The 25537-nt window shown below is 60.6% G+C and carries 18 protein-coding genes, 1 tRNA gene and 1 pseudogene; 13 read left to right on the forward strand and 7 right to left on the reverse strand.

Annotated features, from left to right (window positions below; all coding sequences use genetic code 11):
• Positions 1 to 57: 57 nt before the first annotated feature.
• The 3 genes and pseudogenes from GTA51_RS04820 to GTA51_RS04825 all read right to left on the reverse strand — a co-directional run bounded on the left by GTA51_RS04820 (position 58) and on the right by GTA51_RS04825 (position 1996).
• Positions 58 to 1590: a site-specific integrase gene (locus tag GTA51_RS04820; RefSeq protein ID WP_160959156.1), complete on the reverse strand. Its 1533-nt coding sequence runs from the start codon at positions 1588 to 1590 to the stop codon at positions 58 to 60.
• Positions 1591 to 1620: 30 nt separating this feature from the next.
• Positions 1621 to 1812, reverse strand: a pseudogene (locus GTA51_RS21485) (DUF6538 domain-containing protein); the annotation flags it as partial.
• 97 nt (positions 1813 to 1909) lie between these two features.
• Positions 1910 to 1996 (reverse strand) — tRNA-Leu (locus GTA51_RS04825).
• A 199-nt stretch (positions 1997 to 2195) separates the two neighbouring features.
• Here GTA51_RS04825 and GTA51_RS04830 point away from each other — a divergent pair.
• The 5 genes from GTA51_RS04830 (at position 2196) to GTA51_RS04850 (ending at position 11095) form a co-directional block, all read left to right on the forward strand.
• A complete protein-coding gene (locus GTA51_RS04830) occupies positions 2196 to 3134 on the forward strand; it encodes a bifunctional riboflavin kinase/FAD synthetase (RefSeq protein WP_160959158.1) in 939 nt (312 codons plus the stop codon).
• Between the two features lie 6 nt (positions 3135 to 3140).
• Positions 3141 to 4988 (forward strand): chloride channel protein, encoded by a 1848-nt coding sequence (locus GTA51_RS04835; RefSeq protein WP_160959160.1) that lies wholly within the window; start codon positions 3141 to 3143, stop codon positions 4986 to 4988.
• Between the two features lie 256 nt (positions 4989 to 5244).
• On the forward strand, positions 5245 to 7335 hold the full coding sequence (locus GTA51_RS04840) for a methyl-accepting chemotaxis protein (RefSeq protein WP_160959161.1): 2091 nt from the start codon (positions 5245 to 5247) through the stop codon (positions 7333 to 7335).
• Between the two features lie 206 nt (positions 7336 to 7541).
• Positions 7542 to 9650, forward strand: coding sequence for a SpoIIE family protein phosphatase (locus GTA51_RS04845; RefSeq protein WP_160959163.1), 2109 nt, complete (start codon positions 7542 to 7544; stop codon positions 9648 to 9650).
• Between the two features lie 158 nt (positions 9651 to 9808).
• Entirely contained in the window at positions 9809 to 11095 is a 1287-nt protein-coding gene (locus GTA51_RS04850) for a diguanylate cyclase (RefSeq protein WP_160959164.1), read from the forward strand.
• Positions 11096 to 11171: 76 nt separating this feature from the next.
• Here GTA51_RS04850 and GTA51_RS04855 read toward each other — a convergent pair whose 3' ends face one another.
• Together GTA51_RS04855 and GTA51_RS04860 are read right to left on the reverse strand one after the other, a co-directional pair.
• A complete protein-coding gene (locus tag GTA51_RS04855) occupies positions 11172 to 12032 on the reverse strand; it encodes a class I fructose-bisphosphate aldolase (RefSeq protein ID WP_160959166.1) in 861 nt (286 codons plus the stop codon).
• A gap of 24 nt (positions 12033 to 12056) precedes the next feature.
• Positions 12057 to 13334, reverse strand: coding sequence for an RsmB/NOP family class I SAM-dependent RNA methyltransferase (locus GTA51_RS04860; RefSeq protein ID WP_160959168.1), 1278 nt, complete (start codon positions 13332 to 13334; stop codon positions 12057 to 12059).
• 148 nt (positions 13335 to 13482) lie between these two features.
• Here GTA51_RS04860 and GTA51_RS04865 point away from each other — a divergent pair, with 148 nt between their 5' ends.
• Positions 13483 to 14148, forward strand: a complete 666-nt coding sequence (locus GTA51_RS04865) for a DedA family protein (RefSeq protein ID WP_160959169.1) — start codon at positions 13483 to 13485, stop codon at positions 14146 to 14148.
• On the opposite strand, the gene GTA51_RS04870 is transcribed toward GTA51_RS04865, so the two are convergent.
• Positions 14145 to 15824, reverse strand: coding sequence for an alpha-L-arabinofuranosidase (locus GTA51_RS04870; RefSeq protein ID WP_246197988.1), 1680 nt, complete (start codon positions 15822 to 15824; stop codon positions 14145 to 14147). The two genes, GTA51_RS04865 and GTA51_RS04870, sit on opposite strands and share 4 nt — an antisense overlap.
• A 302-nt stretch (positions 15825 to 16126) precedes the next feature.
• On the opposite strand from GTA51_RS04870, the gene GTA51_RS04875 reads away from it, so the two are divergent.
• The 7 genes from GTA51_RS04875 (at position 16127) to GTA51_RS04905 (ending at position 24057) form a co-directional block, all read left to right on the forward strand.
• Positions 16127 to 17788: an FG-GAP-like repeat-containing protein gene (locus tag GTA51_RS04875; RefSeq protein ID WP_160959171.1), complete on the forward strand. Its 1662-nt coding sequence runs from the start codon at positions 16127 to 16129 to the stop codon at positions 17786 to 17788.
• A gap of 88 nt (positions 17789 to 17876) precedes the next feature.
• Complete coding sequence (locus GTA51_RS04880) at positions 17877 to 18743, forward strand: branched-chain amino acid ABC transporter permease (RefSeq protein WP_160959173.1); 867 nt, start codon at positions 17877 to 17879, stop codon at positions 18741 to 18743.
• Positions 18744 to 18746: 3 nt separating this feature from the next.
• Positions 18747 to 19652 carry a branched-chain amino acid ABC transporter permease gene (locus GTA51_RS04885; RefSeq protein WP_160959174.1) on the forward strand — a complete coding sequence of 302 codons (906 nt, stop codon included), beginning with the start codon at positions 18747 to 18749 and terminating at the stop codon, positions 19650 to 19652.
• A 167-nt stretch (positions 19653 to 19819) separates the two neighbouring features.
• Positions 19820 to 20824, forward strand: a complete 1005-nt coding sequence (locus GTA51_RS04890) for a hypothetical protein (RefSeq protein ID WP_160959176.1) — start codon at positions 19820 to 19822, stop codon at positions 20822 to 20824.
• 3 nt (positions 20825 to 20827) lie between these two features.
• A complete protein-coding gene (locus GTA51_RS04895; RefSeq protein ID WP_160959178.1) occupies positions 20828 to 21478 on the forward strand; it encodes a hypothetical protein in 651 nt (216 codons plus the stop codon).
• A 150-nt stretch (positions 21479 to 21628) separates the two neighbouring features.
• The gene (locus tag GTA51_RS04900) at positions 21629 to 22798 is read left to right on the forward strand and encodes an ABC transporter substrate-binding protein (protein WP_160959179.1); all 1170 of its coding nucleotides are present in this window, start codon (positions 21629 to 21631) and stop codon (positions 22796 to 22798) included.
• A gap of 155 nt (positions 22799 to 22953) precedes the next feature.
• The gene (locus tag GTA51_RS04905; protein WP_160959181.1) at positions 22954 to 24057 is read left to right on the forward strand and encodes an RluA family pseudouridine synthase; all 1104 of its coding nucleotides are present in this window, start codon (positions 22954 to 22956) and stop codon (positions 24055 to 24057) included.
• Here GTA51_RS04905 and GTA51_RS21375 read toward each other — a convergent pair.
• Positions 24014 to 25534: a TrmH family RNA methyltransferase gene (locus tag GTA51_RS21375; RefSeq protein WP_343039467.1), complete on the reverse strand. Its 1521-nt coding sequence runs from the start codon at positions 25532 to 25534 to the stop codon at positions 24014 to 24016. The genes GTA51_RS04905 and GTA51_RS21375 overlap by 44 nt on opposite strands.
• Positions 25535 to 25537: the final 3 nt, after the last annotated feature.

Below are 25537 nucleotides of genomic sequence, written 5' to 3' on the forward strand. Positions count from 1 at the left end.
AATTCCCGTTAAACTGTTGAAAATTTCAACGGTTTTATCGGTAACTTATTGAAATTCCTAGCGAACAATAAATTTGGATCGCAAGACGTGTGAAAAGTCAACAGCATCAAAATTAATTTTAACTATTATATTTTCATATAATACACTTGGCGAGAATTCATTAGCATAAACATCAGCAGTAATATCATTAAGTGCGTGCCCTAAAATTCTTTTATACATGTGCTCATCCAAGTTCAGTCTAACCTTATTCTGCTTACAAAAATTGGCGTACGTCTTTCTAAAAGAATGAAAATTTACACTTCCATTATCAAGCCTCAAACCATTTTTGAGACGCATAAACCAATTGACCAAAGCAGCATTATATTTATTAGAACTTGATAGTTTTAACTCTGGAAATAAGCGGGCATTTCGTGACCTCCGTAATTTATTGACATATTTCAACAACTCCAACTCGGTCAATAAAAATGGATGGATTGGTATTAGTCTTCTGGACGCTTCATTTTTTATCTGCTTGTCAGGCATATTGTTATTTACGTCAAATACCCAAACGCCTTCTACTTCACGGATATCATCTAGATACAATTGACATATTTCATTAGATCGCGCGCCCGTAAACAATGCAATCAATGGAATCCAATAACGATAAGCAAAATTATTATTATCATTTTCTGCATGCACTGATGACGAAAATATTTTATTTAATTCATCGCTTGTAAATGGACGAGCGTCTTTTTTCATCTCATTGCCACCAACTTGCCGAATCATACCTGGAACAACTGGATTACGTTCGATAAACGCTTCGCGAACAGCATAATTAAAATAACTTTGCAGAACACCAAGATACTTATTGACTGTTGTCAATGATATTCTTTCTTCTTCAGGGATTTCAATTTCTTGCAATTCTTTGATTGTTTTGTTTTTGTATTCTTTATGCTTTATTCTGTTTTTTGGCAATTTCAACAGCAATTGACGATAATCACGAATCACTGCACCATTTATTTCATCTACAGGCACATCACCAGCAAATTCAATAAAAAAATTAAATATAGCTCTAAACTCATTAAAACTTGCTTCACGCTTATGTTCGACTTCAATTTTTTCTTTTTGAAATTTTTCCCAAATACATGTCAACGAGTGCTTAGATTTATTTGTTTTTTCTTGTAATTCAATAACTGATTTTTCGTTACTATCATTCTTTGCCTTTAAAACATATTCATTCATTGCGTGTTCAAATGTTTCAAGCGATATTTCCCCATCAACTTTTTCTACTTCGTTATGATACAACTTATTATAGTTTAAGATTACACCGTGTTTCAATATTTTGTACTGATTTGATTCTTTGTCAATTTCAACGCTCAATTCATTCAAGAACCCGTCAATTATTTCTTCTACCACAATATCATTTTCTCTTTTTTGAAGAAGTCTGTTGAAATACCCCTTGCCATATTTAATGGCATTGCATTTTTCTTCAAATTGCCCATCCGTCATCATTCCACTATCAAATATAGCGGCGTTTTCGTTCACTCTCTGAATATGATTAAGATGCTTCTTTATAATTTCACGAATCATTTCAATGCTTAATTCATCCATTATTTTTCCTCCATTTTCCCGCAGCATACCGAACAAGCTATCGACCTGTGCAGTAATACATGTAGCCCGTGACCGGGCCGCCTTGATGCCTACGGCACCCAAGGAATATTTGATTTCAGTCACCCCGAAAAGGGGGCGTAGATCAACCGGGATGAGGCGGCGGAAATAAAACCGGCCGCCCTTGCAAAGGAGGTGATGAGGCGACTTCGAAAAAAATGACACCGCCGTTACCTCTTTGTACCCAATTGAGGTACATTGACGGTAACGGCGGTGTCGAAAAAACGAAAAGTATAACTATCTAAACTTGTTACTTTTCTCTTGGTGCCGAAGGGGAGACTCGAACTCCCACCCCCTTGCGAGGACTAGACCCTGAACCTAGCGTGTCTACCAATTCCACCACTTCGGCGATGCGGTGCAGAAGAAGGTGTTTATAGAACCCGCCCGCCCTTGGCAAGAAAAAAATTCGCCCCGCTCCCATTTTCTTTTCCTGCCCCCAAAATCGCTCTGCCAAAAGCACCCCGGGTTGAAGCCGGTCGCCTTTTGGGATAGCACCATGGGCGAAACGGGCGTTCGTCCGCCACATCTCGCCCATCGGACCACCACCAATGATTGTCGTCACCCGCGTCGAGGAAATCCACGAAGCCCTGCACGGTGCCTGCCTGACCATCGGCAATTTCGACGGCGTGCATATGGGCCACATCAAACTGCTCCAGCGCGTGCGCGACCGGGCCGCCGCCGCCGGACTGGTCAGCGTCGCCCTCACCTTCGACCCCCATCCCCGCCGGGTGCTCCTGGGCAGCGCCGCACCGCCGGCCATCACCCTGCTCGAACACAAGCTCGAATGCATCGAGGCCAGCGGCGTGCAGGTCTGCGTGGTGCTGCCCTTTACCCGCGAACTGGCCGCACGCGAACCCGAAGCCTTTGTGCGCGAAATTCTGGTCGAGGGCCTGTATCTCAAGCATCTGGTCATCGGCTACGACTACGCTTTTGGCAAAGGCCGGCGGGGCAATTTCGAGCTGCTCTCGGCCCTGGGCCAAAAATACGGCTTCGGTGTCGAGCGCCTGGACCCGGTCATCATCAACGGCGCGGTTGTCTCCTCCACCCGCATCCGCGACATGGTGCAGGCCGGCAATGTCTGGGACGCCCGGCCGCTTCTGGGCCGGTTCCATCAGGTACGCGGCTTGGTGGTCCACGGCCAGAAACGCGGCCGCCAGCTTGGCTTCCCCACGGCCAACGTCGGCGTTCGCGACGAACTCGTGCCCCTGTCCGGCGTCTACGCCGTGTGGGTGGAGGTGGACGGGGTCGTGCGCCCCGGGGTGGCCAACATCGGCAAGAACCCCACCTTTGGCGACTTCGAGTTGTCCGTCGAGGCCCATATCCTGGATTTCAAAGGTAAAATCTACGATCAGCCCATCCGGGTCCATTTCGTCCAGCGCATCCGCTCCGAGAAAAAATTCTCCGGTCCCGAGGAACTCATCCTCCGCATCCGCGAAGATATCGGCCTGGGCCGCATGATCCTGTCCGCCCCTGACGCCCGGCCGTAAGCCGCCATGGATGCCGCACCAGCCAGGGCAACGCCCCGCCCGTCGTTTTTCCGGCGACCCCGAATTGTGTGGCGGCGCCTTTCCCGCCGCTACATCCGCGTCGGTCTGGTGCGCTGGCTGGTCCTGGGCATCGTGGCCGGCCTGGGCTCGGGTTTGCTGGCCATCGCTTTTCACGCCGGCCTGGAGGGCCTGACCCATCTGCTGCAAGTCCATCTGGCCGGGCTTTCCCTGCCCCAGCCCTCGGGCGAGAGCCTGGGCGGCGGCCTGCCCGGTCCCTACCGGCCCTGGCTCATCCCGATCTTCACCACCGCGGTCGGGCTTATCACCGGCCTGCTCGTCTCGCGCTTTATTCCCGAGGCCCTGGAAGGGGTCACCGACGGCACCGACGCCATGATCCGGGCCTTTCACCAACAAGGCGGCGTTATCCGGCCGGCCGTGCCGGCCCTGAAAGGCGCAACCGCCATTATGACCATCGCCGCCGGTGGCAGCGCCGGCCAGGAAGGCCCGATCTCCCAGCTCGGGGCAGGGCTGGGGTCGCTTGTCGCCCAGAAGCTGCATCTGACCGCCCGCCAGCGCCGCATCCTGCTCCTGGCCGGGGCGGCCGGCGGGCTGGGAGCCATTTTCCGCGCCCCGCTTGGCGGGGCCATAACCGCCGTGGAAGTCCTCTATTCCGAGGACTTCGAGGCCGAGGCCCTGCTGCCGGCCGTCGTCTCGTCGGTGGTGGCCTACACCCTTTTCGCCTTTGTCTTTGGCGGCAAGGCCATCCTGGCCGCCCCGGGCTACGTGTTTACCAACGCCTTGGAGTTGCCGTTCTACCTCGTGTTGGCCGTGGTCGTGTCCCTGGCCGCGCGCCTGTTTATCCGCACCTTTTTCACCTTCAAATTTGAACTCTTTGGCAGGCTCAAAAAACGCTTCGGGCCGACCCTGCCCATGGTGCTCGGCGGTCTGTGCGTGGGGCTTTTGAGTTGGCGCTACCCGCAGTTGTGCGGTGGCGGCTACGGCTGGCTTGAATTGGCGGCCAACGGCCGACTGGACATGCTCTTTCTGGTGGGGCTTTTTTGCGGCAAGCTCCTGGCCGTTTCGCTGACCATCGGTTCGGGCCTAAGCGGCGGCATGTTCGCCCCGGCGCTGTTTCTGGGCGGCACAGCCGGCAGCATCATCGGTCAGGCCGGGCATATGGTTCGCCCGGACATCGTGACCCAGCCCGGCGGCTACACCCTCGTCGGCATGGCCACCTTTTTCGCCGGCGTGGCCCACGCCCCCATCGGCCCGCTGATCATGGTCTGCGAGATCTCCCAGGGCTATGGCCTGCTGGCCCCGCTCATGCTCTGTTCCGCCGTGGCCCTGGTGCTGTGCGACGACATCCATCTCTATGAAAACCAGGTGGACAACAAATTCGCCTCCCCGGCCCACACCGCCGACGCCACCAACAATATTCTCGAATCCGTGCCCGTGGCCTCGGTCTTCACCCCGGGCCGGCCCACAATCCTTGAGGAAAGCGTGACGTTAAAGGCCCTGGCCGACGTTATTGCCGGCACCAGCGCCTTTGTGTTTCCGGTTAAAAACCACGACGGCTCCTTGACCGGCATCCTGGCCGTGCAGGATGTCCGCCGGGTGCTGTTCGAAGCCAGCCTGCACGAACTGGTGCTGGTGCGCGACCTCATGCGCGCGCCGGTGGTCATCCACCCGGACATGTCGCTCTATGACGCCTTGATGCTGTTTGTCGAAACCGATCTGGGCCAGTTGCCGGTGGTGGACGCACAACAGCCGGACACGGTGCTCGGCCTGCTCGATCGCCGCCATGTCTTTACCGCCTATTCCAGTACACTCAAGGCCCTTAAAAACGAGGAATAAGCCTCGTTGTCCGTTCGGTCGCCCGCACTGGCCGAGCCGAACTGGCCGAGCTGTCAATGCGCTTGACAGTTTGCCCAGCCTCCAGTTAAGGGTATTCTACTGGATATCATATCCTGCATTTGGCTGTTCCTGCGTTGGCGTGTCGCCGCTTCAGTCCGCGTGACCGCTTGTGCCATTGGGTGCTGGCATCCCCTTTGCTTGGAAACGCGATCCATTTTGCACCATTTAAAGCTCAAGCGTCACAGCAGGAGTACGCATGCAGTTAAAAGCGAAATTCATCATACCAACATTGTTGCTAATTGTGTGCGGCATGTCCTTAACCACCTGGCTCACCTACACGCGCAGCACGGATACGTTAGCGGCGCTCTCCGTTGAAAAAGCCAAGACCAACCTGTCGGCCCTGCTGTCCATGGTCGATCTTTGGGTGGACGGCGCGCAAAATGAAATCATCACCCTGGCTCAAACAGACGACATCGCCCAGGCCCTGACCAACGGCGACGCCGCCAGCAAAGCCAAGGCTTTGTCCCTGACCAAGGATGTCGTGGGCCGCTACCCGTCCTTTGACAACATCCTTCTTCTCGACGCCAAGGGCCTCGTCGCCACAGCCACCAACCCGGTCCTCGTGGGTGCCAACCTCTCCGGGCGGGAGTATTACCAAAAGGCCATCACAGGGCAGAACTTCATCTCCAGCCCGATATTAAATAAGGACATCGGCAAATTCGTCTTCGTCATCGCCGCCCCGATCCAGCGCGACGGCAAGACTATCGGTGCCATCGCCGTCGGCGTCCAGATCGAACGCTTCACCGACCAATTCGTCTCCCCCCTGGACAGCCCGGCCGGCAACGCCTTCATCGCCACGGCGGACGGCCTGACCCTGGCCCACCCGGACCGGTCGCTGGTCGGCAAAGTGAACCTCTTGACCGACACGGATTTCGGCCGCCAGATGGCCGGCCAGCCAAGCGGCATGCTCGACGTCATATCCCTGGGCCAACCCAAGCTCATTTTGTTTGAAAAATCGAAACGAACCGGCTGGATGCTCGGCATAACCGTCATCAAGAACGTGGCCTTCGCCGGTGCCCGCAGCCTGGGCCTGCTTATTGTGTGGCTCTCGGTCGGGGTGGCCCTGTTTCTCGCCGCCGGCGTCTGGGTTATCCTCTCCGTCAACGTCTTGCGCCCGGTAGGGGCCTTGGTCGCCGCGGCCAGACGCATCGCCGCTGGCGACCTGGATACGCCGTTGGCCGCCGACCGCCGCGACGAAATCGGCAGCCTCCAGCAGGCCATGGCCGTCATGGTCGTCAACCTCAAGGCCAAAATCGGCGAAGCCGAGGGACAAAGCCTGCGGGCCGCCGAGGAGACCGAAAAGGCCAAAACGGCCACCCACGAAGCCGAGGCCGCCCGCTCCCAGGCCGAAAGCGCCCGGGAACAAGGGATGCTCCAGGCAGCGGCCACCCTTGAAGACATCGTGGCTGCCGTCAGCGACGCCTCCGAGGCAATCGCGACTCAGATAGACCACGTCAGCCATGGCTCCCGCGAACAGTCGCACCGGGTCGGGGAAACAGCCACAGCCATGGAAGAGATGAACGCCACGGTCCTTGAAGTGGCCCAAAACGCCTCCCAGGCCGCCCAGACCGCTGATAATGCCCGGCACAAGGCCAACGCGGGTTCGGACAGCGTCGCCCGCGTCATCCAAAGCATTGCCGAGGTCCAAAACCGGGCTGCACGCCTCAAAGAGGATATGACCGCCCTGGGCCAGCAGGCCGAAGGCATCGGCCGCATTCTGGGCGTCATTTCCGACATCGCCGACCAGACCAATCTGCTGGCCTTAAACGCCGCCATTGAAGCGGCCCGGGCCGGGGACGCCGGACGCGGCTTTGCCGTCGTTGCCGACGAGGTGCGCAAACTGGCCGAAAAAACCATGACCGCCACCAAGGAAGTCGGCCAGGCCATCCGCGACATCCAGCAGGGAACCCGCTTAAATATCGACAACGTCGAAATGGCGGCTGAAAAAATCAACGATGCCACAACACTGGCCAAGGATTCCGGCCAGACCCTGGAGGCCATCGTCGCCCTGGTCGACGCCACAACCGATCAGGTCCGCAGCATCGCCACGGCGGCGGAACAACAATCCGCCACCACAGAAGAGATCAACCGCAGTATCGTGGACATAAACCGTCTGGCCGAAGACTCGTCCACGGCCCTGGAGCAATCCTCCCGTTCGGTGACCGAACTGGCGGAACAGACCCGCATGCTGCGCGGCCTTATTGACGAAATGCAGGCCGGCGGCTCCGGGGGCAACAGCCTGCCGGCCGTGCGCCGTCGCCCGGCCTTGCCGGCAGCGCGCCGCTAAAGCCGTCCGCCGCCCGGACTCCCGCCAGTGGCGGGAGTCCCCAAACGGCCAAGGGACAACAGGCCCTTGGCCGTTTGGGCAGGCCTGTGTCCAGGCCGCCTTCCCGCCCCGGCAACCGCCTGCCCGCAACCGCCAGGATGCTTGCCCCCAGGCCGCTTCCAGCCTATGCCTTTTGGACAATCCCAAAACAGATTCCCGGAGCGGCCATGCGCATACGGACCAAGCTGCTGTGTTTCCTGCTGGTGGTGGTCATAACACCCCTGTGCGCCCTGGGCCTCTATGCCTGGCGGCAGACCGAAACGCTTGGCCAGGAACTGGCCGAAAAAACCGCTGAAGCCCTGGAAGCCAACGCTGCCGGGGAGCTGGTCCAGACCGCCGACATGTTTGGCGAACACTGCGCCGCCACCCTTGACCTGCTGGAAACCTCCCTGGCGCTGACCGCCGACGCCGCCATGCATCTGCTCGACGTGCAAAGCCCCACGCCCCCGCCGCCGCTGATGCCCATGGACAGCGATTTCGACGCCGGGACCGTCACCGACGCCGTCCTCACCCCCATCGGCGGGTCCGACGTGAACGCCAGTTACGACCACATGGTCTTCCATCTCGCCCCGGGACTGACCAAGCAAGCCGCCCTGCCGGAAATGCGGGCCATGTCCGGCCTGACGCCCTTTTACCGCACGCTTTTCGCCCACCACAAAAGCCTCATGCAATTCGGCTACGTGGGACTGGCCTCGGGCCTGCACTGCGCCTATCCCGGCCACGGCGGCTATCCCGTCGACTACGACCCCAGGCGGCGGCCTTGGTACCAAAACGCCGCAGCCAAGCCCGGCGTCACCTGGGACGTCATGACCGACGCTGCGACCCGGCAGGTCGTGGCCTCCATGGCCCTGGCCCTGCGCACGGACAGCGGCCGGGTGCTCGGCGTGGCCGGGCTGGACATCCCCATGGCCCGGCTGTTTCTCCAAAGCGACCTGTCCCGGACCTGGAGCGATAAGATGCGGTCCATGCTCGTTTCCCTGGATACGCAGGGGATGGCAGGCAAGCCGGAACTGGTCATCGTGGCCTGCCGCGACTATGCCCAGAAAAGCCGCGACTGGACCGCGCCGGTGGAACTGGAGCGCATCGATTCCCCGGACACCGCAGTCCTTAGCGAGGTGGCCCATGAACTCGCCGCCGGACGCAGCGGCGTGCGCCGGCTGATCTACCGGGGCGAGGACACCTTCCTGGCTTTTGCCCCGATCGCCAACAAGCGGCTGGCCGTGGTGCTGGCTGCACCGCGCGACGAGGTGGTGGCGGCGGCCGAGCAGGCCGAGGCCCGGGTCATCACGGCCGTTTCAGGGCTGGCCGGACAGATCGGCTGGTTTCTGATCGGGGCGGTGCTGCTGACCGCCGCCCTGGCTGTCACGGCCTCCAAGACCGTGACCCGGCCGGTGCGCGAACTGGCCGAGGCGGCCCGCAAACTGGCCTCCGGCGATTTCTCGGCCCGGGTCGCCCGGTGCGGGCGCGACGAATTGGGCGAGATGGCCCAGTCGTTTAACGACATGGCCCCCCAGCTTCTGGAACGCATGAAACTCAAAAACGACATGGCCCTGGCCATGGAAGTGCAGCAGCATCTGCTCCCGGGCCGCCCGCCTGCCATGGAAGGCATGGATATCGCTGCCTTAAGCCTCTACTGCGACGAAACAGGCGGCGATTACTTCGACTTTCTGGAATTTTGCCAGGACGACGCCACCCACGCCGACATCGTCATCGGCGACGTCACCGGCCATGGCGTGTCGGCCGCCCTTTTCATGGCCACGGGCCGGGCGCTGTTGCGCGGTCGGGCCGTGGGCCAGCCCGGCCCCGGTGCCCTTTTGACCGAAGTCAACGCGCTGCTGTGCCAGGATACGCATCTCACCGGCCGGTTTATCACCCTGTTTTTCCTGCGCCTGGACCGCTCGTCCAAGGAGATGGTGTGGTGCCGGGCCGGGCATGATCCGGGCCTGCTCTACGATCCGGCCGGCGACGACTTCGAGCAGCTCCAGGGCACCGGCATCCCGCTGGGGGCGGTGCCGGACTGGACGTATGCCGAAATGCGCCGGCCATGGATCAAGCCTGGGCAGGTGCTGGTGCTCTATACCGACGGCATCCACGAGGCCAGGAGCCCGGGCGACGCCATGTATGGCAAGGAGCGCATGGAGACCGTGGTGCGCCGGGAAGCGGCCGGGCCGGCCTCGGCCATCGTCAACGCCCTGGTGGCTGATCTCAAAGACTTCAAAGCCGGGCTGCCCCTGGAGGACGACGTGACGCTGGTGGTCATCAAAGCCACGTCCTGATAGCGGCCCGGACCACCGGGAAACGACGCTTTTTGCCCCTTTTCATACGCACCACAACGGCCTATAATCGCCGCGCAACGCGGCATTCCCTTTTGTGGTACCGGGGAGACGCCGCATATTCCCGCCCAACAGATCGTACTGTCGGCAATGGGGACGCCATGGACTCGACCTGCCCTCCCCCGCCCGATCCGGCCCCGCGCCACAGGGTGCTCATCGTTGACGACAGCAAGACGTTTGTTGCCCTGCTGACCCGGCGAATCCAAAACGAACTGGACATTGATTGCGATGTGGCCCGGGACTATGCCACGGGCGTGGCCTTGGCCGCGACGGGCGGCGCGTCCTATCTGGCCGCCCTGCTGGATCTCAATCTGCCCGACGCCCCCAACGGGGAAATCGTGGACGCCGTTTTGGCCCAGGGTGTCGCGCCGCTGATCTTTACCGCCGAAATCAACGACGATATGCGTGATCTGTTCTGGTCCAAGCGCATTATCGACTATGTGCTCAAGCAAAACATCGCCAGTGTCGATTACATTATCGATTCCCTGCGGCGTTTGCGCGACAACCCCAAGCTCAAAGTACTGGTGGTGGACGATTCGAGCATGGTGCGCAACCACCTCTCCGCCTTGCTGGCCGCCCACCGCTACCAGCCGCACTGTGCCCGCAACGCCGGCGAAGCCATGGACGCCCTCGCGGCAGACCCGGACATCAAAATAGTTATCATCGATTACAATATGCCGGACATGGACGGCGCGCAACTGACAAAAATCATTCGTTCGACGCACAGTAAGAAAGATCTGGCCATCATCGGCATTTCCGGCCACGGTGGCGCGTCCATGTCCGTGCGTTTTCTCAAAAATGGTGCCAACGACTACATCACTAAGCCATTTTTGACAGAAGAGTTCTATTGCCGCGTCTCCCAGAACGTGGACATCCTAAATCAGTTCCAAACGATTAACGATTTGGTGAACAAGGATTTCCTAACGAAGCTGCATAACCGGAAGTATCTGACCGAGACGGGCGAAAAGTTTTACGCCAACCTCAAGCGCAACAACATCGGCATGGTGGCGGCGCTTATAGACATCGATGATTTCAAACGCATCAACGACGCCCACGGCCATGACGTGGGCGATGCCGTCCTGCGCCACACCGCAGCCCTCATCCGCAACCGCTTTCGGGAGTCGGACATCGTGGCCCGCTACGGCGGCGAGGAATTCTGCGTCGTCAACATCAACATGGACAAGACCAAGGCCTACGACGTTTACAACGAGCTGCGTCTGGCCATCGTCCAGGAACCTTACATCCATAACTGCCTGCCCGTTCCCCTGTCTGTCAGCATCGGCGTATGCACCAGCCACGAAGACTCGTTTGGACAAATGGTCGCCGTGGCAGACCATTTGATGTACGACGCCAAGCATACAGGGAAAAATCACATTCTGGTGCGCTGAGACGGGCGGGGGTGCCAATGCAAAAGGCCGGGTCGCCCCGGCCTTTTGCCATTCCAAAACGCCAGACGCGCCGCCCCTAATCCCCGGCCGCGTCCCGGGCCGCTTCCGCTGCGGCCGCGTCGGCCGAGACGTCTGCAACGCCCAGCGCCCTCAAGGCTTCTGCAGCCATCTCCAGCACCTCGCGGCCATGCACGATCTCGACAATGCGCCGCATGGCCTCCACCGGATTGGGATGCTGAAACACGTTGCGGCCAATACACGTCCCGCACGCGCCCGCCCCCAAAGCAGCCTCCACCATGGTGGCAAAACTCTTGAAATCCGGCCGCGACGGCCCACCCGTCACCAGCACCCGGGCCGATGAGGCCGCAACCGCCCGGCCAAAACTGCGCGCATCGCCGGAATACGGCACCCCGGTCACATCCGCCCCAAGCTCGGCCCCCAGCCGGATGCAGTGGTTTATAAGGCTCGGGTCCGTCTCGTTGATCACCCGCTCGCCCTTGGGGGCGATAAGCGCCAAGACCGGCACGCCCAGGCCATGGGCCTCGTCCACGATGGCCCCCATGTCGGCCAGCATCCGGTCCTCGAACTCGTTGGCGATATTGACCTGCACCGCCACCATGTCCGCCCCCAGACGCAACGCCTCGGCCGTGGAGCACATAAGGCTTCGGGCATAGGGCGGCTGGCAGTGCCGCGTGCCGCCGGAGAGTTGGGCAATGGCCATGACGTCCACCGGCACGTCGGCCAGATGCGCCCGCAGGGCACCTTTGTTCAGCATGATACCCTGCACCGGAAAATCCCCCACCAGCTCCAACAGCCGTGGCAATTCCTCAAGCCCGGTCAGCATCCCTTCCATAACCCCGTGATCCAGGGGCGCAACAACCGCCTTGCCCGTGACAGGGTGAAAAAGCCGCGCCAGCTTGCGATCGCTCCCGTGCATGCATCCTCCCAAAAAAACCAGTCGTTATCGATCAGACCACAAGGCCCGCGCGCCCTTTCGGGTCAAAAACCCAAGCGGTAATCCGCGCCAATACAGGCCCGCCCGGGACGGCAGATCGCCGGCCGGCAAACTCTGGCCGGCAAGCAGCGCCTCGATACGGGAAAGCGAGTCCTCGGTAAACCCCGGCCCGCCAGCCCCAAGCAGCACCCGCGCCCGGGCCTGGGGGCGAAACACCCCGCTGCGGTACGTGCCCAGGCCAAAGCCCTGGTAGCGCAATCCGGCCGGCAGCAACGCCGCCCCGGCCGGCAGAAAAAACACCTTCTCCCCAAAAGCCCGCACCGCCCCCGGCGGCAATCCCGACGGCTCGCAACCGGCGGCCAAAAGCGCCTTGTCCGGCACAACCTCCCCGGGCAAGGCCCCGTCGGCGTCATACGCCTCGCCCCCGGTCTTTTCATAAAGGGCCATATAAAAGCCCTGGGCCGCCGAGGCCGCGCTGTCCACCCGCAACACCCCGCAGACGTCGCTGCGTTGCGGGGCTTCAAAGACAAAGCCCGCCGGCGCGGCCAGCGGCACGGTCTTTAAAGGAAGATGATCCAGGGCAAAGCGGGTCTGCTCCTCGTTTTCCGCCACATTGGTGGTGCAGGTGGAATAAAGCAGCCGCCCGCCCGGTGCCAGCAGGCCCGCTGCCGTGGCCAGGAGCTTGCGTTGCAGGCTAGCCAGCGGCGCGACTTTGTCCCCGGCCCAGATTTTGGCGGCCTGGGGATTTTTGTCCAAGGTTCCCCAGCCGCTGCACGGCGGATCAAGGAGAATATGGGTAAACGAGCCGGCCGGCAAAAGCGGAGCCAGATCGGCCGCAGCGCAGGTGGCCGTGTTGGCCAGATTTTCCCGGGAAAGCGTTTGCCGCAGCGTGGCCAGCCGGTCCGGCGACGGCTCGTTGCCCAGGACAAAGCCCGCCCTCCCGACAAGCTGGGCCAGAAAACCCGTCTTGCCGCCAGGGGCCGCGCACATGTCGAGCACCCGCGCCCCGGCCGGCGGGTTAAGCAAAAGCGGCGGCAGCATCGACGAGCGATCCTGAATATGGATGTAGCCAAAGCGGGCCGCCATGGACGACCCCAAGGGCGTCGGCTCGGCCACGATGCGCCGGCACCACGGCGAAAAAGGCTCCGGCTCGGCCACATGCCCCGTGGCCGCCAAAAGCGCTTCCACAAGCGCACGCTGCCCCGCCTCGCACACCAGCCGGAAACTGCGCCCGGATGTTCTGCCTGCCCCCGCCGCTGCTGCATCGTCTTCGCAAAATGCCATGCCCGCACCCTACCCCGGCGGCCACGCCTTGAAAAGCCCCGACCCAGCCACACCCCGTCCGGCCGGCGGCGCGAAACGTTCTTGCCAAACGCCATCCCACTGCATAGGTAGAGGCCGCCGACCACAACAATGACCGCGAGGAGCCTGCATGGAATATCTTACGCACATAATCGACGTGATCCTGCACATCGATAAATATTTAAACACCATCGCCGCAGACTACGGTCTGTGGACCTACTTCATTTTGTTCCTGATCATTTTTTGCGAAACCGGATTTGTCGTCACCCCGTTTCTGCCCGGCGACTCCCTGCTGTTCGCGGCAGGGGCGTTGTGCGCCGGCAGCGTCCTGGACCCCCACCTCATGACCGGCCTGCTCATCGCCGCCGCCTTTATCGGTGACAATGTCAACTATTGGATCGGCCGCCGCGTCGGACCGGCCATCTTCGAGCGCGACCACATCCGGTTTTTTAAGAAAGAGCACCTCCTCAAAGCCCACGCCTTCTACGAAAAACACGGTGGCAAAACCATCATCCTGGCCCGCTTCGTGCCCATCATCCGTACCTTCGCCCCCTTCGTGGCCGGCATCGCCCGCATGACCTATCCCAAATTCCAGGCCTACAATATCGTCGGTGCCGTCGTCTGGGTCGCCCTGTTCATCTATTCCGGCTACTTCTTCGGCAATCTGCCCTTTATCAAACGCAATTTCAGCGTTGTCATCCTCGTCATCATCATCATTTCCGTCCTGCCCGGCCTCATCGAATATCTGCGCCACAAACGGGCTGCCACCGCTGCGGCTGCGGCCAAAGCGGACTAAGAACCGGGACGCTGTCCCGGACCCGGCCAGGGCAGCGCCCCGATCTTCTGCCTCCCCGCCTCTTCTTTCTTCCACTTCCCCGCGCTACCTCGCCTCAGACTCCCGTACCGCTGCTCCGCGCCCTCCGCTGACGCCAACGGCACGCTGACGATGGTGAGCGACACGGCCGGCAGGGTGAGCCGCAGTTGGCCGTCGGCCACGGGGACGGCGCGTTGTCCGTGCAACTGCGGCGCTTGATCATCCGGTCCGTTGCCGGCCCAGACGACGCTGGTGGCCGTCTTGCCGGGCCGGGCGCCCTGCACACGGATGACCGCCGGCCGGGAGGCGTCTTTATTGATGAGCAGCAGATCGAGTGTGTTTGTTTTGTCGTTTCGGGTGGCGAAAGTGCGGATTTCCGGGGCGTCGGTCGTGGCGACGATGCGCGTGCCGAGATGCCCGGCCAGAATTTTCAGCGCCATCCCGGTGGGCAGGAGGTTGTTGCGGGCATCGAGGGCATCCCAGAGTTCGGGAGTATTGACGTTATTAAGCCACCTCGTGGCCCAGATCTGGGCCGTGACGACCCGTGGATCGCTGACGGCCTGGGCGAGCATATCCAGAAGCACCAGGGCATGGCCCAGGGTGTTTTCATGTTTCCAGCCGGGGTTTTGGGGGTGTCCGTACCAGTCGGCCGAATTGACTTCGGTCAGCAGGTAGCGCAGCCGCCCGGCCAGATCGGGAGGGCCGTAGGTCCGGGCCGCCTTGTCAATTTCGGTGACGCCAAGCATGGGGGCCGGCTGGGTGCGGTAGGCGTCGTAGCCAAACCACGCGTAGCAAGGGTATTCGTGGACGGACACAAAGTCGATGCTCGCCCCGGCTTCGGCAAAAACGGCCTGCCACCAGACGGTCTGATCGCCGGCCATATTGTCGAGACTCCCGATGTCGGTTGCGCCCGCCGGGCCGTTGGCACCAATTTGGATCGACGGATCGACACCTTTCATGGCCGCGGCAAACAATTTGAGGTCGCGGGCGTAGTCCATGGCCCGGGAACCGCCGTCATAGACATAGAAATACGATTCGTTGCCGATCTCAAAGTATTTGACACCGTAGCCGCGTTCGATATTGGCGTAGCGCACCAGCGACACGGCGTTTTGCAACAGCGTGGCCTTATCCGGGATCACGGAGCCGTCCTGGGCCGGCCGGTACATCGCATCGTGGGGGATGACGACCACGGGTTCGGCCCCGGTCTTGCGGCACAGGCGGATAAAGGCATCGAAATCCATGGGTTTGTGGACGTACTGCCTGGTCTCCAGATTGTAGACGCGGCGGTCGTTGGCCGGCCATTCTGCGGGTCCGAGCAGGGCCAGGGCGGGGCCGGGCTTGCGAAACGGCGGCGTGGCCCACAGGGTGACATCGGATTTGGCACCGCCGGGATAGCGCAGGGAGCCGACGCCAAGATCGGTGACGGCCTGGGCCAGGGGGCGCGCCCCCGGGGGACGGTTGACGTCGTTATCCAGCAGATAATTGAGGTTTATGCCGAGCAGTTTCCGAGTCGTCGGCCGCACGGTTTTGTCGGCGGCGACCGTGATAATTTCGGGTTCGGCGGCAGTCGTCCCGGCCTGGGCGGCGGCCGGAGACGCGGACACGGGAAACAAAAAGGCGACGCCAAGCGCCGCTGCCAGCAACACCATCCGAGCCATGGACACATTTCCCTCCAAAGCAAACGCGCAACGAGGGGTAGCCCTGGCGGCCTGTTCTGGCAAGGCCTGCCCGACGTCGTTTGGGTTACAGCGTGACAAAAGACCGCGCCCCGGGCGCGGCCGGGTGTAACCAGGACGCGCCAAACGCGACATGACGAAACCTGGGCAGCCCAAAGCGCATTGCCGGGCCTTGCAACGCCCCTGGCTTGATAGTAATGCAGGGCCTCGCGGCGATCCGGCCCCGTTTGCCGTCGTCACGCTCCCGGACAACACGGTCCACTACGGACCCGGAGGAACCCCCTATGACGATTTTCCGTCGCCTTGCCTTGCTGGTTGCGGCCTTGCTGTGCCTGCCGGCGACCGCCCTGACCGCCGAGGTCAAAACGTTCGCCGTGGCCCCGTTTACCGTGCACGGACCTGAAAAATACCAATATCTGGGTCAGGGCGTGCAAAGCATGCTCGAATCGCGGATGAACTGGCCGGGCCATCTGGCCCCCATGGACAAGGCCAAAGCCGGGGCCAGATTGGCCAAATCCCCGGCCTCGGAGTCCGATGCCAAAAAGATCGCGGGCGAGCTTGGCGTGGACTATCTGGCCTATGGTTCGGTCACCGTCTCGGGCGAACAGGCCAGCGTTGACATCATGGTCGTTGGCCGCGACGGCAAAAAATGGCCCAAGTCGCTCAACACCAAAGTCTCGGAGTTGATTCCGGCCATGGAGCGCACCGCCCAGGCCCTCAACAACGAAATATTCAAGCGCCCGGCTTCGGCCGCTGCCGGCGGCAAGGGCGGCGAACCCACCTCGCAGCTCAATCCGGATTTCGTGGTCAACCAGACCACCGAAGGTGCCCAGAAGACATACCTCAATCCGAACTTCCGCTATGCCGGCCCGGCCGACACTGCGGGCGTGTGGCGCAGCCAGTCCATGCCCATCGTGTCGCGCGGCATCGCCGTGGCCGACTTCAACGGCGACGGCCAAAACGAAGTGGCCATCCTGGCCCAGCACTCGGTGGAGGTCTTTCAGTACAAAGACCGCCAGCTCATGCCCATCGCCAAGTACGAGACGGCCCCCAACTTTAATCTGCTCAACATCAGCACCTTGGACATCAACGGCGACGGCAAGGCCGAGATCATCGTCTCGGTCAGCTACTTTAAGGAGCCGCGCTCGTTTATCTTAAATCTTGAAGGCAACAAGTTGAGCGAGCTGTACAAAGACATCAAGCTCTATCTCAACGTGGTGCCCGTGGCCCCGGACTTCAACCGCCAGTTGGTCGGCTCCAGGGGCGAACAGAAGGAAATCTTCGTCCCGGGTGTGCACAACGTCATCTTCTCCGGCGGCCAGCCCCAGCTGTCCACCCGCATCACCCTGCCGAGCAAGGCCAACCCGTTCAATTTCGTCTTTATGCCGGAAAAAAGCGGCTACAAGGTCATCATAAACGACGACCAGGACCACATCGTGGTCTACACCGCCAAGGGCGAGCGCGTGGCCGCCACCGAAGAACAATACTGCGGCTCGGCCATCGGACTGGAATTTGACCCGCTCATGGCCCCCATGGAAAAACCCAAGACCGACCACCTCTGGACCTACTACTATATCCCGCTGCCCATGATCGTGGCCAATCTGGGCCAGGACAATCGCTCCGAAGTGCTGGTCAGCAAGAACATCTCCCTGGCCGCCCAGTTCTTCGAGACTTTCCGCACCTTCTCCCAGGGCGAGATCCACTCCCTGTACTGGGACGGCGTGGGCATGAACCTGTTGTGGAAGACCCGGCGCATCAAAGGCACCGTCACCGGCTACGCCCTGGCCGACATCGACAACGACGGCCAGAAAGAGCTGGTGGTCTGCATTACCACCTGGCCCGGTGCCGCCGGACTCTCGGCCCGCCGCACCATTGTCCTGGCCTACAAGCTGGACGGGTCGAGCATGAGCCAGCCGGGCGAGTTCGGCATCGACCAGTCTGAATAGTCCGACCCCTTGACGCCACGACGGGGGAACCGCATTCTGCGGCGGTTCCCCCGTTTTTACGTTTCCAACCCTGGTTGCCGAGGTCGCATTGCTCGCCTTGTATCTGGCCCAGATCATCAATTCGGGACTGGCCCTGGGGGCCGTCTACGGCATCATGGCCCTGGGCTTTTCCCTTATCTTTTCCGCCAGCCGGCTGATCAATTTCGCCCAGGGCGAGCTGTTGCTGCTTGGCGGGCTGTCGATCATGACCCTGGCCGGCGTCATGCAGCTCTCCCCGCTGGTGGCCCTTTTCGCCGCCGGTGCGGCCGGCTATCTGCTGGGCCGGGCGCTGTTTGCCACCACGCTTGGCCTGACGCTTCGGGCCTCGCCGCTGCGCCAGCTCATGCTCACCGTGGCCGCGAGCCTGGTCTTTCAGGGCGTGGCCATCCTGGCCTGGGGCAAAAATCCGCTCATGCCGCCGCGGCTGCTCCCCATCCCGGATCTGCGCCTGGGACCGCTGTTTTTGGGCCGCGATACGGCCACGGCCCTGCTTTTGGCCGTGGTCAGCATGGTGGTGCTGGGCCTGTTTTTAACCCGCACCCGGCTGGGGCGCGCCCTTCGGGCCACCTCCCAAAACGCCGTGGCCGCCCGGCTGCAAGGCGTGGACACGGTATTCTGCCATGCCCTGTCCTTTGCCCTGGCCGGGGCGCTGGCCTCCCTGGCCGCCCTGGCTGTCGGACCGCAGACGGGCCTTCGCTACGATATGGGGCTGGGTCTTGGCCTCAAAGGTTTCGCAGCAGCCACCATCGGCGGCTACACCTCGCTTGGCAAAGTCTTTGCCGGCGGCATCCTTCTCGGGCTTATCGAGGCTGCGCTGGTGCTGACGCTGTCCGGGGAATTTAAGGAAACCGCCACCTACACGCTCATCATCATCCTGCTCGTGATTGCTCCGCGAGAGCACGACGAGCGCCCCTAAGCCATGGCCGTACCGCGCAACGTATCCCTGGCCCTGTTCTTCGCCGCCCTGACCGGGGTCGGCCTTTTCACGCCGGGCTTTGCGCTGCTGGCCGTCAACCAGCATTTGTTTTTGGCGGTCAACGTCCTGGCGCTCAATTTCTGTCTGGGCCTTGGCGGGCAGATTTCCCTGGCCCAGGCGGCCTTTGCCGGGCTCGGGGCGTACGGCTCGGTGCTGCTCCATGCACTCTTCCCCGGGGCCAGCCTGCTCATTGCGCCGTGCGTGGTGCTGGGCACGGGCCTGCTGGCCGCAGCGCTCAGCCGCCCCATGGAACGCCTGGGCGAAGGCTTTCTGGCCATGGCCACCTTGTGCGTCTCCCTGGTCTTTACCAATCTCGTGCTGACCCTGGAGAGCGTCACCGGCGGTTCGGCCGGGCTTATGGTCGAGCGGCCGCTGGCGCTGCCCGGCATCGGGGCGCTTGGGGGCGACAAGCTGACGTTTTTTCTGTTTCTGGGGCTGCTTGCCCTGGGGTCGTATGTGTTTTTGACCCTGCGCGACAGCCGGTTGGGCCGGGCCTTGGCGGCTTGTCGCGACGACGGGCAGGCGGCGTCAAGCCTGGGTATCGACCGGGCAGCGGTGCGGTCCTTGTCCTTTGGCCTGGGCGGCGGCCTTTCGGCAGCGGCCGGGGTGGTCCACGGCCACTACACCGGCTTTATAAGCCCCGAGCAGTTTCATCTGGAACTGTCGCTCAAAGCGCTTTTATTCCTGGTCATCGGCGGCCCGGGCAATCTGTTGCGGCCCCTGGTGGCAGCGCTTGTCCTGGAAACGGCCATGGGCTGGCTGTCGGTGCTTGGCGACGCCCGCACCCTGGTCAACGGCCTGCTCCTGGGCGCCGCACTCCTCGCGGGCTATTGGCGTATCAAAAAATAATCTCCCTTCTTTTCAGCAGTTTCTCGCCTTTTCTCCCCCTTTTTCTGCAAGAGCCATTGACTCTGGTTCTCTATTTGGTATGAAGCGGCCATATATCAAATTGCTTATACTATAATTTATTTACTAGTTATATAATTTAATTAACACTTTTTACGGGAGGCACCACGATGAACGGACTTTGGCGCCAGGAGAGGTCATTATTACGCTGTCTCGTACTTTTGAGTTTCTACCTCGTACTTTTTGGGATGGCAGGCTGTACGTCAACACCTAAAAATGCTGCCAGCCGGTTTGACAGTTTCCAGAAAGTGACGGCATCAATTACGCAGGATATCCCGAAAATAGACCTACTCAGTCTGCCCCAAGCCCAGTACCATGAAACAGATCAGCTGCTCAAAGCGATAGACGACGGAAAGCAACGCCTGAATGTCCTTGAAGATGACTATGGCATCAAAAACTTGAATCCGTTCAAAACAACTTATGCAGAAAATTTTCAAGCCAGAGTTTCCTACCTCCAGTATCTCTCAATGTATTCAAATTCTCTCAAATCAATAATGTCCAGCTCAAGCATATCAGAGCTCAACACAAATATTAAAGATTTTGGCAAAACAATGGATGCGTTCAAGACCAATGTTATGATAAAAGTTGAACCCAGCCTTACAACAACATCATTCTCAGAAATTGCTAATGGCGCAGCCGCAATTATTACGTTTGGCCTTGAGAAAGCCAGAAATGAAAAAGTTAAATACATAATAACCCAAACGACGCCGCCTCTGCGGGATGTTCTTGGACGAATGGCCATGCATATAGGGTCATGCACGTCGAAGAATTTGCCGTCTGGTTCAGTGGCGTTAGCGGTTACCAACTATTACAACGAATCACTAACTCAAGACCAAAAAAAATTTGATGCAATAAATGCACTGGACAAGGAGAAAACTCGCGAAAGATTCAATGCGCTCCAAGCATTAATACAAAAGAAACAAAAACTCCAACTCACTTGCACACTTCTTGATGCGACAAACACCATGCTCGCCAACTATGCCCAGCTTCACGCCGATCTCGAAAAAGCTTTTGATAAAGATAGCGGGGATCTTACTACCTCCATAACAAACGTTTCTCTTCAAATCCAAACCATCGAAACGGCCCTGAACATTCTTGGGGCTAAGGAGAAATAAATTATGAATACGAACATTCAAACGCTTATTCAAAAAGCAATCCATGACGTTAAGATAGAAAAGGATGACCACATTAATGAGGCTAGCAACATAGATGCAGTCATCCATGCTCTTACGCGTTTGAATATTTTAACTAACGACAGCGTGACGAAGTATTTAATTGGAACTCTTATCGATGCACATAAAATTGATTGCAAACTATCAGATATTGAAAAAACTATCACACAAATAAAATCATCAAAAGAAATTAAAGAGCTTCAAACACAAATTATCGAATACAAAAATGCGATATCGGTACCTGACAACTCCACAACTCAGTATAAATACATTTCAAACATGGCTACAAAGGCTACTACACTTGCAACAAGCCTCAACAGTGCATATATTGTTACAAATTACAAACACGACTCGCTGAACACAACTGCAATTTACGCCGCCTCCCTCGCTACGGACCTGTCGACGATAGCCAGCAATATGGACAACCCTATCTTCAATGCGGCCAGCAGCACCCTTCATGAATTTGCCCGCGAACTCAACGCGCTGGATCAAAAGATTAAAACCGTCAGCACAGGCATCGCAAAAGCCTCTGAAATAATAACAACAATCCTCAGCACATTGCCATTTCTAGCGAAATTTTTCCCCTTCCTGTCTTAAGCGCCATTCAATTCGACCCCATCGCCCGCCAACGCCCCTGCGTTGGCGGGCTCCACCCCCGGCCTTGCAAAAAAGATTTACAACGCCCGCCGATACGGTAAAAATTCGCTGCCACGCTCGTCCAGATCATCCCGTATCGGAGGCTTCCCCATGGTCCATGTCCTGCTCCTGCTTGCTGTGCTCCTGTGCTGGCCCGCCACGGGCGTCCTTGCCCAGGCCACCGGCGATCCTATCGTCATCGGCGGCCTTTTCGCCCAATCCGGCCCGGCCGCCGTGGTCGGTACGCCGAGCAAGCTCGTGGCCGAAATGACCGTTGCGCAGATCAACGACATGGGCGGCGTGCTCGGCCGTCCCCTCAAGCTCATCGCCTACGATACCGAATCCTCCCCAGACGTGGCCCTGCGTCAGGCCAGACAACTCGTCGAAGGCGACAAAGTCCTGGCCATCATCGGCCCCACCTCCACCGGTGAAGGACTGGCTGTCAAAAAATACACCGAGGAAAAGCACGTCCCCATCATCATGACCGTGGGCGGCGACGCCGTTATTGCCGGCGGCAAGTTCGGTCCCTATGAATGGACGTTTAAGGCCCCCCAGCGCACCGCCACCGCCGTGGCCAAGATTTACGACTACTTACAGGGTAAAAAAATCACGAAAATCGCGGTGTTAAACTCAAAAGACGCCTTTGGCCAGGACGGCCTGGCAGACCTTAAAGCCAACGCCGCCAAATACGGCATCGAGATTGTGGCCGAAGAGAGCTTCGACAACAAAGGCACGGACTTCTCGGCCCAGGCCTTTAAATTGCAAGCCGCCAAGCCCCAGGCCGCTGTGGTCTGGACCATCGGACCGGCCGGGGCCATCGCTGCCAAAAACTTCGCCGCCCTGCCCGGCGAACGCCCGCTGCTGGTGCAAAGCCACGGCCAGCCCGGCCCCAGTTACCTCGAGCTGGCCGGTGAAGCGGCCGGCGGTACGGTGCTGCCCGGCACCAAGCTCATGGCCCCGGAATCCCTGGCCGACGAAGATCCCCAAAAGATCGTCATCGAGTCCTTCGTCAAGGCCTACAAGGATAACGGTATCCAGGAGAAGTTTCCGCTCAACACCCACTCCGGCTATGCCTACGACGCCCTGACGCTGTTGCGCGCCGGCCTGGAGAAAGCCGGCAAGGCCGACCCCGAAGCCTTGCGCGCCGCCCTGGAAAAACTCGAACGCGTGGTCGGCGTCTCCGGTGTCTACACGCTGTCCGCCCAGGACCATAACGGCCTGGGGCCGGATTCCATGGTCATGCTTATCGTGGATTCCAACCGCTTCAAGCTCGCCCCGTAGGCGCGGCGCGTCGCGGCGAAGCGCAAAACGAAGATGCGAGGGAAACCCCTTTTTGAAAAAAGGGGTTTCCCTCGCGCTCCCTTCCCCAAAAACTTTTCAAGGGGGGTTTTCCAGCCCGACTCCCCGCGCCAATCCGCATCATCCGCCGCCGCACTATGAAAACTCCTGTCCAGACCTTCACCGTCACCCCAGCCGAGGCCGGCCAGAAGCTGTTGCAGTATCTGGCCCGGCGTCTTGGCTCGGGATTGCCACCGGCCGCCTTGCAACGCTTTATCCGCACCGGGCAGGTGCGCCTGGACGGCAAGCGCTGCAAACCCTTTGACCGGGTCAGCCAGGGCCAGCTTGTGCGGGTGCCGCCCTATGAAACCGATGGCACGGGCGGGCCGGTCCAGGCTGTCCCCAACGCCCAGGTGTCACCCCCCGGCGCTGGGGACCGGGCGCAGCAGCGGCCAACGGCCACGACGCCAGGCCCGGCGAAGCAAACGCGGCCAGCCCACACTCCGGCCAAGCCGGCGGCTGCCCGGACCAAAACGCCCCAGCATGTGACGCCGCCGCTCGACATCCTCCACGAAGACGACGAACTGCTGGTGGTCATCAAACCGGCCGGCCTGCCGGTCCATCCCGGCTCCGGCCATCCCTTCGCCCTGACCACGCTGCTGGCCGACCGCTATCCCGATGCGCCCTTTCGCCCCACCCCGGCCCATCGCCTGGACCGCGACACCACCGGCATCCTGCTCGTGGCCAAGAGCTACCGCGCCTTGCGCCATATCCACGACGCCATGCTGACCGGCGAAGCCCGCAAGGACTATCTGGCCTGGGTCTGGGGACGCTGGCTTTTGGGCGAGGTAAACGAATGGGTGACGCTGCGCGACAGGCTGGCCAAGGAAGGCGGACCGGGCCGGGAACGGATGGCGGCGGGCGAGCTGGGCAAGGAAGCCGTGGCCAAGGTGCGCCTTGTTTCGGCCATCCCCACAGCCAGTCTGGTGGAGGTGCGTCTGGAAACCGGCCGCACACATCAGATACGCGCCCAGTTGGCGTCACGGGGCTATGCCATTGTCGGCGACCCCAAATACGGCGGCGGCGCGCCGCCCATGCGGCTGCATGCCTGGCGGGTGCAGTTGCCCGGGGCCGCCTACTGCGCCCCGCCGGCCTGGGAAGCACCCTGGTCGGTTGCCCGACCGCGGCGCGCTTCCCAGGCCGCCTGCAGCGAGGCGCTTAGCTCCCCTGATCCAGAAGCGAAGCCAGACGTCCCAGAATGATCGCCCCGGCCTGGGCCACGTTTATGGAATCGAGCGGCCGGGCCTGGGGGATGCGCAACAGCGCCTGACAGCGCTTTTGTACACCGGCCCGGATGCCCTCGTCCTCGCTGCCAAGCACCAGGATGATCGGGAAAGTCGGGACGGTCGTATAGACGTTGTGGGCCTGGGCATCGCCAGCCGCGCCCAGGATGGTGAACCCGGCCGCAGCGGCCTCGTCCAAGGCCCGGGACAGGTTGGACACCTTGGCCACGGGCAGACGGGCCAACGTGCCGGCCGACGCCTTGGCCGCGCCCGGTCCCAGACGCGCCCCTTCGTGCTTGGGCACAATGAGGCCGCCGCCGCCGAGGGCAAACAGGGTGCGGGCCAGGGTGCCGACATTGCCGGGGTCCTGCACCCGGTCCAGGGCCAGGGACACCTGCAGCGGTGCCGCCTTGGTGGCGGCCAGCACATCTTCCAGGCTGGCCATCTCGCCAGCGGCCAGACGGGCCAGGAAACCCTGATGGTTGCCGGGATAGAGGCGGTCCATGTCGCCGGCGGGCATAAACCGGTAGCGCACGCCGGCAGCGGTACAGGCGGTGACAATGGCGTCCACGTCCGCGCCGCGAAGGCCCTGGCGCAAAATCACATCATCCACGCTCTTCGGGCTTTGCTCGATGATTTCGCGCACGGGCTTGCGGCCCGGCAGGATATCTTCGGGCAACGCCACGGCCTCGGCGCGGCTCTGCATCGGACGCTGCTCGGCCTCGCCACCAGGGCGTTCACCATACCGGCGGCCGGCGTCGTAGCGCTGCTGGCGGTCGCTTTCGGGCTTGCCTTGGGAACCGTCGCGCCGGTCGGACTGACGCTCGGGCCGTTGATCGCCGGTGCGCTCGCGGGAATCCCCCTGCGGGCCGCCGGAGCGGGCCGGACGCTGGTCGCTGTCATAGCGAGGACGCTTCTGGTCGCTGTCGCGCTCACGCGCATCGTTGCGCGCACTACTCGGACGATCAGAGCGCTGGTCGCTGTCGTAGCGGGGACGCTTCTGGTCGCCGGTGCGCTCGCGGGAATCCCCGCGCGGACCGGTGGAGCGGGCCGGACGCTGGTCGCCGTCACGACGCGGGCGTTTTTGGTCGTCGGTGCGGTCGCGCGAATCACCGCGTGCAGTATTCGGGCGGGCCGGACGCTGGTCGCCGTCGCGACGCGGGCGTTTCTGGTCATCGGTGCGGTCGCGCGAATCGCCGCGTGCACCAGCGGGACGGGCGGGTTTCTGGTCACCGTCGCGCCGGGGGCGGCGATTATCGTCGCGCTTGCCGGCACCGGGACCGGACGGACGACTGGACGGACGACCGGGACCGGAGGTATGGCGTTTCTCGGAGCTGGAACCGGACGTCGTGCGTTTATCGGAACCGGAGCCTGCGCGGCTGTCGTCGCGCTGTTGGGAAGGGCCGTCAGACCGGCGCTTGGGAGCTGGCCGGCTATTGCGTTCATTTTTGGTCATGCC

Source organism: Solidesulfovibrio aerotolerans (assembly GCF_009856865.1).
Classification (GTDB): domain Bacteria; phylum Desulfobacterota; class Desulfovibrionia; order Desulfovibrionales; family Desulfovibrionaceae; genus Solidesulfovibrio; species Solidesulfovibrio aerotolerans.

Excerpts from the sequence above, each read along its gene's own strand:
- GTA51_RS04865 (WP_160959169.1), top strand. The coding sequence starts at position 13,483 with ATGGAATATCTTACGCACATAATCGACGTGATCCTGCACATCGATAAA.
- GTA51_RS04885 (WP_160959174.1), top strand. The coding sequence starts at position 18,747 with ATGGCCGTACCGCGCAACGTATCCCTGGCCCTGTTCTTCGCCGCCCTG.
- GTA51_RS04895 (WP_160959178.1), top strand. The coding sequence starts at position 20,828 with ATGAATACGAACATTCAAACGCTTATTCAAAAAGCAATCCATGACGTT.
- GTA51_RS04850 (WP_160959164.1), top strand. The coding sequence starts at position 9,809 with ATGGACTCGACCTGCCCTCCCCCGCCCGATCCGGCCCCGCGCCACAGG.
- GTA51_RS04870 (WP_246197988.1), bottom strand. The coding sequence starts at position 15,824 with ATGGCTCGGATGGTGTTGCTGGCAGCGGCGCTTGGCGTCGCCTTTTTG.
- GTA51_RS04890 (WP_160959176.1), top strand. The coding sequence starts at position 19,820 with ATGAACGGACTTTGGCGCCAGGAGAGGTCATTATTACGCTGTCTCGTA.
- GTA51_RS04900 (WP_160959179.1), top strand. The coding sequence starts at position 21,629 with ATGGTCCATGTCCTGCTCCTGCTTGCTGTGCTCCTGTGCTGGCCCGCC.
- GTA51_RS04855 (WP_160959166.1), bottom strand. The coding sequence starts at position 12,032 with ATGCACGGGAGCGATCGCAAGCTGGCGCGGCTTTTTCACCCTGTCACG.
- GTA51_RS04820 (WP_160959156.1), bottom strand. The coding sequence starts at position 1,590 with ATGGATGAATTAAGCATTGAAATGATTCGTGAAATTATAAAGAAGCAT.
- GTA51_RS04905 (WP_160959181.1), top strand. The coding sequence starts at position 22,954 with ATGAAAACTCCTGTCCAGACCTTCACCGTCACCCCAGCCGAGGCCGGC.
- GTA51_RS04845 (WP_160959163.1), top strand. The coding sequence starts at position 7,542 with ATGCGCATACGGACCAAGCTGCTGTGTTTCCTGCTGGTGGTGGTCATA.
- GTA51_RS04835 (WP_160959160.1), top strand. The coding sequence starts at position 3,141 with ATGGATGCCGCACCAGCCAGGGCAACGCCCCGCCCGTCGTTTTTCCGG.
- GTA51_RS04830 (WP_160959158.1), top strand. The coding sequence starts at position 2,196 with ATGATTGTCGTCACCCGCGTCGAGGAAATCCACGAAGCCCTGCACGGT.
- GTA51_RS04875 (WP_160959171.1), top strand. The coding sequence starts at position 16,127 with ATGACGATTTTCCGTCGCCTTGCCTTGCTGGTTGCGGCCTTGCTGTGC.
- GTA51_RS21375 (WP_343039467.1), bottom strand. The coding sequence starts at position 25,534 with ATGACCAAAAATGAACGCAATAGCCGGCCAGCTCCCAAGCGCCGGTCT.
- GTA51_RS04860 (WP_160959168.1), bottom strand. The coding sequence starts at position 13,334 with ATGGCATTTTGCGAAGACGATGCAGCAGCGGCGGGGGCAGGCAGAACA.
- GTA51_RS04840 (WP_160959161.1), top strand. The coding sequence starts at position 5,245 with ATGCAGTTAAAAGCGAAATTCATCATACCAACATTGTTGCTAATTGTG.